The organism is Catenulispora rubra, from assembly GCF_015356825.1.
Lineage (GTDB): Bacteria > Actinomycetota > Actinomycetes > Streptomycetales > Catenulisporaceae > Catenulispora > Catenulispora rubra.
In genome coordinates this window covers 1-9049 of record NZ_JAACYW010000396.1, presented here as the reverse complement: position 1 = coordinate 9049, position 9049 = coordinate 1, and the positions used below count along the sequence as shown (strand labels likewise).

General features: G+C 69.1%; 10 protein-coding genes and 1 pseudogene. 4 read left to right on the top strand and 7 right to left on the bottom strand.

The features are described from left to right. Positions 1-245: 245 nt before the first annotated feature. Positions 246-878, top strand: coding sequence for a CGNR zinc finger domain-containing protein (locus tag GWK61_RS50120; protein ID WP_194920942.1), 633 nt, complete (start codon positions 246-248; stop codon positions 876-878). 46 nt (positions 879-924) lie between these two features. On the opposite strand, the gene GWK61_RS50115 is transcribed toward GWK61_RS50120, so the two are convergent. Beyond that, a complete protein-coding gene (locus GWK61_RS50115) occupies positions 925-1158 on the bottom strand; it encodes a DUF5999 family protein (RefSeq protein WP_194920930.1) in 234 nt (77 codons plus the stop codon). A gap of 199 nt (positions 1159-1357) precedes the next feature. Then, entirely contained in the window at positions 1358-2224 is an 867-nt protein-coding gene (locus GWK61_RS50110; protein WP_194920927.1) for a chitosanase, read from the bottom strand. A 477-nt stretch (positions 2225-2701) separates the two neighbouring features. Here GWK61_RS50110 and GWK61_RS50105 point away from each other — a divergent pair, with 477 nt between their 5' ends. Further along, positions 2702-3133, top strand: coding sequence for a cold shock domain-containing protein (locus GWK61_RS50105; RefSeq protein WP_194920925.1), 432 nt, complete (start codon positions 2702-2704; stop codon positions 3131-3133). A 99-nt stretch (positions 3134-3232) separates the two neighbouring features. Here GWK61_RS50105 and GWK61_RS50100 read toward each other — a convergent pair whose 3' ends face one another. After that, positions 3233-4273 carry a CHRD domain-containing protein gene (locus GWK61_RS50100; RefSeq protein WP_194920923.1) on the bottom strand — a complete coding sequence of 347 codons (1041 nt, stop codon included), beginning with the start codon at positions 4271-4273 and terminating at the stop codon, positions 3233-3235. Positions 4274-4424: 151 nt separating this feature from the next. On the opposite strand from GWK61_RS50100, the gene GWK61_RS50095 reads away from it, so the two are divergent. Beyond that, entirely contained in the window at positions 4425-4949 is a 525-nt protein-coding gene (locus GWK61_RS50095; RefSeq protein ID WP_194920920.1) for a COG4315 family predicted lipoprotein, read from the top strand. Between the two features lie 137 nt (positions 4950-5086). On the opposite strand, the gene GWK61_RS50090 is transcribed toward GWK61_RS50095, so the two are convergent. Then, complete coding sequence (locus GWK61_RS50090; RefSeq protein WP_228564284.1) at positions 5087-5821, bottom strand: YbhB/YbcL family Raf kinase inhibitor-like protein; 735 nt, start codon at positions 5819-5821, stop codon at positions 5087-5089. Positions 5822-6202: 381 nt separating this feature from the next. On the opposite strand from GWK61_RS50090, the gene GWK61_RS50085 reads away from it, so the two are divergent. Further along, positions 6203-6634 carry a DUF4232 domain-containing protein gene (locus GWK61_RS50085; RefSeq protein ID WP_194920917.1) on the top strand — a complete coding sequence of 144 codons (432 nt, stop codon included), beginning with the start codon at positions 6203-6205 and terminating at the stop codon, positions 6632-6634. 72 nt (positions 6635-6706) lie between these two features. Here GWK61_RS50085 and GWK61_RS50080 read toward each other — a convergent pair whose 3' ends face one another. The 3 genes and pseudogenes from GWK61_RS50080 to GWK61_RS50070 all read right to left on the bottom strand — a co-directional run. Further along, positions 6707-7591, bottom strand: a complete 885-nt coding sequence (locus GWK61_RS50080) for an NHL repeat-containing protein (RefSeq protein ID WP_194920915.1) — start codon at positions 7589-7591, stop codon at positions 6707-6709. A 627-nt stretch (positions 7592-8218) separates the two neighbouring features. Next, the gene (locus GWK61_RS50075) at positions 8219-8500 is read right to left on the bottom strand and encodes a hypothetical protein (protein WP_194920914.1); all 282 of its coding nucleotides are present in this window, start codon (positions 8498-8500) and stop codon (positions 8219-8221) included. Between the two features lie 47 nt (positions 8501-8547). Beyond that, positions 8548-9049: pseudogene (locus GWK61_RS50070) on the bottom strand (hypothetical protein); the annotation flags it as partial.

The following is a 9049-nucleotide window of genomic DNA, read 5'->3' as shown; positions in this document are numbered from 1 at the left end:
GCCGCGACCAGCGCTCCAACTGCGCCCGCTCATCATCGGAGAGCACCAGCTCGGCCTTCGGCCGTCCCGTCCTCGGCATGCCCGATATTCTACATTTAGAAAATGAACTTCAGGCGCAGGACACTAGTCTCACGGCGCTCGCGTGAGTTGTCAAACCACTCACGCATGCTGAGATACAGCGCTAACCTGGATGTTCACCACGAGAACGGTTCGCCGTTCGACGGATCAGGAGGCGAAGGGGCCCGATGAGCGAAGCATTCGTCACGCAGGTGCGCAGCGGTGTCCGGGTCGGGGGCGAGGTGACCACCAAGGATCTGCGCCGGGCCGGGTTCCCGTTCCGCTCCGGCCGGATCTGCCTGGACTTCGTCGCCACGGTGGCCAAACGGCGCCTCGGCGACCGCGAACTCCTGCCGGGCCCGGACGAACTGCGCACCTGGTGCCGCGTCGCCGGACTGCCGGAACCGGAGGACGAGATCACTCCGGAACTGCTCGGCGGCGCCCACGCACTCCGCGAGGCGCTCTATCGCCTGGCCCGGGCCCGCGTCGACGGCACGACGCACCCGGCCGCGGACATCGCCACCGTCAACGCGGCGGCGCTCGCCGCGCCTCCGACGCCGCTGCTCGGCGCGGACGGGTTCACGGCAGTGCCCTGCGACGGCTCCGCGCTCGCCGGCATCCTCGCGCTGATCGCGCGCGACGCGATCGACCTCTTCACCGGTCCCTATGCGCTACGGATCCGGGAGTGCACGGCGCACGACTGCTCGTTGTTCTTCGTCGACCGGTCGCGTCCGGGCTCGCGGCGCTGGTGCACGATGGCGTCGTGCGGGGAGAAGGCGAGCTCGGCGAAGTACCGGCAGCGACACCCGGGCTACCACTGAGGCGGCGGGGTTGTGGGCCGCACATTCAGTGGTGACGCAGGCTGAATCAGTTGTGGTGGACGTCCGTGGGTCGGTGCGGAGTGAGCGTGCGGCCGTCGGGGAGCAGTTCGCCGGTGTCGTCGAAGGTGACGATGCCGTTGCACAGGAGCGACCAGCCCTGCTTCGGGTGCGTCATGAGGATGCTGGCCGCGTCGTGGTCCGGTGCCTGCGCCGAGGGGCAGTGTGGCTGGTGGGTGCAGGCGTGGTCTGGGGGAGTGGGTCTCCTACTGGTTGTCTTCATGTCGGTTCTCATCATTCTCGGGGCGGTTTGCCGCCGGTTCCATCAGAGGTTACGGCTGGGGGGATGGTGTGGTTCATCTTCGTGGGTGCGGACTGCCGGTGGATCGTGTGGCTGACTCCCGCGCGATCCACCGGCTTGCGTCCTGGTGTTTCGGTGTCTCAGTGTTTCGCTGTCTCAGTGTTCCGGTGTCCGACGCTTGCTAGCTGATGGTGTAGCTGACTCCGAAGGCCGTGATGTTCAACGGGCCGTCGAGGTTGACGTTGCCGGTCGCGGCGATCCGTCGCAGGCATTCCACCCGGTCCACCGACTGCGACCATTCGACCTGCGTGGCGCTGTTCGCCGGGTTCTGCAGGTCGTCGACGCGGACGTTGAAGAACGCGTTCAGCCATGCGGCCTCACCGGCGGCGGCCGGGGTGCCGACCGCGGCGTTGGTGCGGGATATCAGCGCGGGCAGTGCGTCGAAGCCGCTGCCGTTGCCGTGCTGGATGGAGGCGTCGTAGAGCTCGGCGCGCGCCAGTGCCGTGGTCAGACCCAGCTGGTCGGCATCGGCCATCGCCGGGCTGAAGTAGCGCTGGTTGACCTGGTCGTCCTGCACCTGGTCGAACACCGGGTCGGCGGCGGCCTGCTTCCAGGCGGCGATGTACGAGGCTTCGGGCAGGCCGGCGGTGTCGCCGCTGCCGGCCGCGGCGAGGCGCTGGAGCTCGGGGATGAAGGGTTCGAGGACGTTGCCCGGCGAGACGGCGGAGTAGGCCTGGATCACCTTCAGCGCGTCGCCGTCGTTGGTGGTGAAGCCGGCCCGGCCCGCGGTGACGCCCCGGCCGTCGTTGATGTTCTCGGCGTAGCCGTACTGCAGGGTGGTCGTGCTGTTCTCGAAGACGCTGATCAGCTGGTCCGCCCGACGGCGCTGATCGGCGGTGAGCCCGCCGCCGGCCGCGAAGGCGGCGGGGACGAACGACTGGTGCTGCGCGACGGCGGGACCGGCACTCGGCGCGGTCGCACCGACCACGCACAACCCGCCGGCGACGGTCGCGGCGACCAACGCCGGGACCAGCAAGGGTCTGGCCACGCGGGCAGGACGAAGTGGAACTCGCATCAGGCACTCCATGACTTCGGCGCGGCCGTGCCGCCGCCGACGAGAAGGACCCCGCCGCACGGACATGCGGCCGAGGCGGTGCTGAGGTGCAGGTACGAGCTCGTGGAGAGCACTGTAGGGGCAGCGGGAGCGCCCCGTCCAGACCTATTAGGAAAGTTTCCTAATGAATAGCGGAAGGGCTGCCGCGGCCCCTCGACGCGGACGTGCCGAGCACCGTGGCGCCAGGCCACGGTGCTCGGGCGGCAGCGACCTAGAACAACCCCATCGGCGCCGGCCCGCCCCAGGCCACCCGGGAATCCGGGTGTCCGGCTCAGGATTCTGGGCCAGTGCTCGGACCGGCTGTGGCGAGTCTGTTTCGAGTTCGTGCCACATCTGCTGTGGCCTCCGTCGGGCGGGCGATGGAAGGGATCGGTAACGTGTGGACCCGGACTTACCGGTGGCTGTCGAGGAATGTGGGTGGTTGCAGTGGCGAGGGGAACCGTCGTTTCGTTCGATCGGATCAAGGGGTACGGGTTCGTGGCACCCGAATCCGGGGGCGAGGATGTGTTCCTCCATGTGAACGATCTTTTGGACGACAAGAGCCTGATCGTCGCGGGCCGGATCGTCGAGTACACCCCGGACCAGGGCGATCGCGGGCCGAAGGCGTCCAATGTGACCGTGGTGTCGACGGAGCCGGCCCGGTACCGGCCCGACGCCAGGCGGAGCGGGTCGCCGGTCGACGACGCCGACGACATGTGCGACGTGCTGTCGGTGGCGGACTTGGAGCGCGACCTCACCGAGATCCTGCTCCGGACCGATCCGGCGCTGTTGGGCTCGCAGATCCTCGACATCAGGAAGCGGGTCGTCGCGCTGGCGCAGTCGCACGGCTGGGCGGATCGCTGACCTGGCGCGGAATGCCGCAATGGCGAAGGCGCCGCGGGTTCGTGGAACCCGCGGCGCGCTTCGCCGTGCTAGTTCTCGGTTGAGCCATCAACCGAGCTCTTAGTCGCGCACGTGCCCGAAGAGCTGCCCGCGCGCGGCTCCGCCGGGGAACTGCGCGGTGTGCAGGTTGGTGTAGAAGTCCCTGGGGTGTTCGTCGATCTGCCGCACCAGCGCCGGATCGACGCCGGTCACGGTGCCGGCCACCGCGAAGACCGAGGTCGGGATCGCACTGGTGAACAGCGGGACGACGACCTTGCCGTTGGTCCCGAACGCACCCTGGTGGATGTGGCCGAGCGTCGGGTTCAGGCCGATCCAGGCGAAGGCGTAGGAGACCTCGGTGCCCTGCGGGTGGATGTACGCCACCGCGCGGCCGGTCGGGTCGCCGACCGCGGGGCCGCCGACCGTCGGGACTTCCTGGTCACCGGAGAGGTTGGCGCGCAGGCCGCGCGCGTCGAGCATGTCCAGCAGGTCCGAGGAACCCTTGCGCAGCTTGGTGAGCTGGCCGCGCACCGCGCCGCCGGGGAACTCCTTGGTGTGCAGGTTGAGGTAGAACCCTGACGGGTTCGCACGGATGGCGTCGGCGATCGCCGGGTCGGACACCGTGACGGCGCCGGCCGCCGCGCTGACGCCGCTCGGCATCGGCGTGAGGAACAGCGGCACCTTCACGTCGCCGTTGACCCCGGTCACGCCCTGGTGGATGTGGCCGAGCGTCGGGGCGCTGATCCCCTGCCAGGAGAAGGCGAAGGTGACCTGGTTGCCCTGGACCCGCACGATCCCGGTCGCGCTGCCCTTCGGGTCGCCGACCGGCGGCTTGCCGGGCACCTGGACCTCGTTGGCCCCGGAGAGCTGCGCCTCCAGGAACAACGGACGCTGACGGGCCCGCACGATCTGGGCCTGGCGCTGCGGGCTCAGCGAGGGCGCGGTGGACGGTGCGTTGGTGGGCATCGTCATGCCCGGCATGTCCGTCGACGTGCCGGCTGAGGTGCTAGAAGTGGGCGACGAGCTCGGGGCGCTGGTCGGCGCGGCCGCGGCCTGTGCCGCGGTCGACGCAGCCAGCAGACCCGCGAGCGTGATCGCCGTGACGGTGAGGAGTCTCCGCATCGGAATTCCCTTCGGATTGGCATGGTGACGCGACGAGGTACGCAGCCCCGCGCCGACCGGTTCACAGCGAATTGATTCTCGGCGCCGATGAACTTCCGAGCGCTTCGTCGCGTACGTGGAGCCGTCAAGGTCCCGAAGCCAAGGAGAGACCATGCCTTCCCGTTTCGTGCACGTCGCCAACGCGACCGTCGCCGTCAGCACACTGATCGCCGCCGCAGCGCTCACCTCGGCCTGCGGCGGGTCCGGTTCGAGCCACAGCGGCGGCGGCGACAAGGCCAAGCCGACGGTCAGCGCCGCCGCGCCCGGCGCGGCGAGCCCGGTCGGCGTCAAGATCAGCGACTCCAGCCTCGGCCCGATCCTGACCGACCAGGACGGCCGCACGCTGTACGCGTTCCTCAACGACAAGAACGGCAGCAGCTCCTGCACTGGGACCTGCATCGCCACCTGGCCGGCCCTGATCAGCACCGCCCCGGCCGCCGCCGGCAGCGGCATCCAGTCCTCGCTGCTGACCCAGACGGCGCGCGCCGACGGCACCTCGCAGGCCAGTTACAACAACTGGCCGCTGTACTACTACGTCGGCGACGCCGCGCCCGGCGAGGTCGACGGCGAGGGCCTGAGCGACGTGTGGTTCGCCGTGGGCGCCGACGGCAAGCTGGTCAAGCAGCCGGCGCAGTGAGCTTCGGCGCCGCGACAGACCTCGACCTCGCCCTGAACACAGGGCGAGGTCGAGGGCGGGGCTGTGGTCGAGGTTGCGGGCGAGGCCGTGGTCGGGTTCGCTGGAGTGGGCGTCGGCCGTCGGGCTGCCGGATCGGACTACCGCAGCTGGGTCGGGCAGATGATCGTCGCGCGGGCGATGGTGTGGCCGGAGATGGAGAAACCGAGGAGGGCGCCGCTCGCGTCCGCGGTGACGCCGGACTTCGGGACGTCCAGGGCCGTGATGGTGATGTAGTAGTAGTGCAGGCCGCTGCCCTTCGGCGGCGCGCCGCCGATGTACCGGTGCATTCCCGCGTCACCGCCGAGCTCTATCGCGCCGGCCGGCAACGCGGTGCTGTTCGGCGCACCGGCGTTCAGCGGCAGGGACGTGGTGTTCGCGGGGATGTCGGTCACGACCCAGTGCCAGAAGCCGCTGCCGGTCGGGGCCTGCGGGTCGTACATGGTGACCACGAAGCTCTTCGTGGCCTTCGGGAAGCCCCACCACGACAGTTCCGGCGACACGTCCTTGCCGCCGGGCGCGCCGAAGACGCCGGACTGCTGGTCCGGCGGCAGCGGCCGGCCGTTCTTCACGGTGGTGCTGCCGACGTGGAAGGACGGGACGCGCGGCAGGTACTGGTAGGGGTTGGGCCCGGGGACGTGGTGCGCACCCTTAGTCTCCGTGGTCAGGGCCACAGTCTGCGCTGCCGCACCCGAAGCCGACGGCTTGGCGCTCGGCCGGTCGGCACCGTACGCGGCGGAAGTGGCGAGCAGTCCTGCGCACCCTGATATGGCCAGCACGCGGATCACTCTGCGTGGGAGGCGGTCGGACATCATGGCGGGCTCCGTGATCGTCAAGTGGTTCAGCATGGTGCCGAACCGGATGAGCTCATCCTCCGCAAACAGTTTCCATATGTCCAACTTGTAGAAGTTCTGACTTCCATAACTTCAACGCATGACAGCCCCATCGCCGTCTGGAAGGTCGGTTCCATGAACAGAGTTCTCATTTCGATTGCCGCCGGGGCATTCGGCGCCGCCGCGTTGACGGCCGGATGTTCGGGCGGCGCTTCCAGCCAAGGCTCGGGAAGCAACAGAACGCAGTCAGGGGGCAGCGGTACTGCTGGCAGTGCCCCCAGCGCAGGCCCTGCCTCCGCGCCAGCTCTGGCCTCGAGCACAGGCGATGCCGCCGCGCCCTCGACACCGGCGGGCGCCGGAGGCTCGGCGTGCTCGACGGCTGAGATGCCCTCGGGCACCTGGCGCGTGGTCCCGGGCAGCGAGGGGGGCGGCAACGTCGTCGCCGACATCGCGTTGCGCAACACCTCCGGCCACGCGTGCACCGTCGCCGGATTCCCCGGCGTCTCCCTGCTCGCCTCGGACGAACACCCGCTGATGACGACCGTGGAGAAGGACGACTCGACGGCGGTGGCCACCGTCACCGTCGCGCCCGGCGCCTGGGTGCATGCCGAAGTGCGGTACTCGCCGAACGTCCCCGGTCCCGGCGAGCCGTCGACCGGCGGGTGCGAGCCGACGACGGTCCACGCGCTGGTTCAGTTGCCCGGCGACACGATGTGGGGGCGCGTCACGCTCGACAGCCCGACGATGGTGTGCGAGAAGGGCAGGCTGCTGGCGAAGCCGTTCGTCGCCGGCGAGACGAGTCCGGCCGGCGGGTGATCCGGCGGGGGTCCCGCGCCGGCGGGAAACAGCGCGGTGAGCGCCGACCCGGGCGCTCACCGCGACCGTGGGCTACTGCCCTGTCACGTCATTGATGCGCCACACACCGCCGACCTGGTCCACGGCGTACGCGGTACTGCCGCCCGGCGTCAACGAGAACTCGAAGATGCCGGGGTCTTCGAGGTCACGGACGTTCGTCTGCTGCCCGGTGGCCGGGTTCAGGCGGATGACCTCGTCGCCGAACAGGAAGTAGACCTGTCCGTCGGTGCCGACCGAGATCGACGTGGGCTCATAGGCCTGACTGGCCAGAATCCGGGACACCCCGGTGGCGGGATTCGTCTCCACGATGTTCCCGGCCCCCATGTCCGCGGTGTAGACCAAACCAGAGGCGCTGAACGCGATGCCCTCCGAGAAACCGACCGCACTGGAGACCACCCGCGCCTTCCCACCATCCGGCACGGCGATGAGCTCGCCCTGTCCGTCGGTGGCATACGTGGTGTTGCCATGCCGGCCGACGCCGAACAGCGCCTGCAGACCCGAAGCCAGCGTGGTGTGACTTCCGGTGGCGATGTCGACCTTCTGAAGGGCCCCATCGAAGCTCGCGACGTAGGCATACGCACCCGCGACGGCGACCCCGCGCAGGTTGCCCAGCCCCGTGGCGACCGTACGCACCGCACCGGTCTTGAGGTTGACCTGGTGCAACTCGCCACCGAACGCCTCGCCACCACCGAACGTCAGGTACAGCGAGCCGGCACCGTCGACGGTCGAGTAGGGAGTGCCGCCCACACCGGAGGCCACCTGAACACAGGCCGCCGAAGGACAGTTGATCTTGACGACAGCCGCAGCACTCGCCGGAGCACCCACACCCACCGCCGCCCCCAGCGCCAGCAGAGCCGCAGCGGCCGAACCCACAGCCCGCTTCCCGCCGAACCGCGCCGATGTTCGAGATCTGATCATGAACCGGATCCATTCCACTCAAAGGGGAAACCCGCGCCCGCGTCATTTGCGGGCGCTGTGGACATACGAGGCGCGCACGGGTCCGGTTCGATTGGGGCGGGTGTTGTTTTCGGGGTTCGGGCGGCGACGGGGCAGACCGGCCGGTGCCGTGGTTCGCCGGGTCCGACCGGACCATGCGCGGTTTGGTTCTGGTTCCGTTTACGGCGATGACGTGGCGAGGGACCCAGAACCCGGTGACCACAAGCAGCACCGCCAGCATGCAGCGCGACGTAGGCAACAGCGTGATAGAAAGCCGAACAGTCGCGGGCCGCCGGCAAACTGCCGGACGCGCGGGTCGCCCCCTCGTCGAGGAGGCCCGCCAGAGGCCTCAAGGCGCCCACCAAACGCGGCCGGCGCCCGCCAGACCAAACGCATGCGCAGTGACTCGGACCGGCGCGCGGTCTTGCACGCGAACACCGGCTAGCCGCCAGCACAACCAGCGCCGTTCAATCGAACTGCGTCCCCTGCGAGGCCATCCAACCATTGGCGAAGCCGTCAAAAAACGGGCTGTAAGACCATAGATCACCCGCACCTGGCACCGGCGCCGGCACCGACACCAGCTCCCACGCAGAGACCAGCAACCCCGAATCAACCGTCCCGCCCAGTCAGCTCCCTGGCGTACTGCACGTGCGCCGCCAGCCGGACGCGCAACTCCTCACTGACCGCAGCGATCTTCTGCCGGCGGCCCATACCCTCAATCCCCTGAAGAAAGCTGGTGTGGTTGCTGGCCAGTAGCAGCGCACCGTCGGTCGGCACGTTGGCGACGTCGTGCTGCGCAACGTGCCACACCGAGCGCATGAGCGGCACGCCGATCCGGTGCGCGCGTTTGGCGCCGCGTGCGCTCGGCGCCATGTCGCTGGAAACGTTCATGGAACACCTGACCGACCGGCACCCGAACGACCGCCGCCGCCGACGGATCAGCGTCCATACGTAAGCCGAGGAAACGCCTCGCGCGCCGCGTCCAACTGCTCCGTCCAGTCCGCCTGCCACCCGAAGGCCGACTCCGCCTGCCGCCTCATGTCGCGCCCCGCGGCAGCGCTGGTGAAGTGGACGTACTCGCCCCAGTTCAACCGACGGGAGTAGGTGAAACCGTCCCGCGTCGGGAACTCCGCGGCCAGAAGCCGGAGGAACCGCGCCATCACCTCAGGACCCTGCGTCACGTTCCACAGCGGAAGGAACCAGTCGCGGAACCAGTAGGCGCCCTGCCGGGGGAAGTCGTCGGAAGCCCGCGAAAACCGGTCCTTGACCCGCTGCGCCTCTACCGTCATGCGAAGCCCGGTGTAGAGGTCGTACTGAAAGTACTCAGCCCACTTACTGTCACCCCAGATAGAGAACGCCGGCGATCCCGCCCGGTTGTGCCCCGCGCTCTCCACGATATGAGCGATCTCGTGGGTGATCATGTCCAGCAGACCTCCCGCC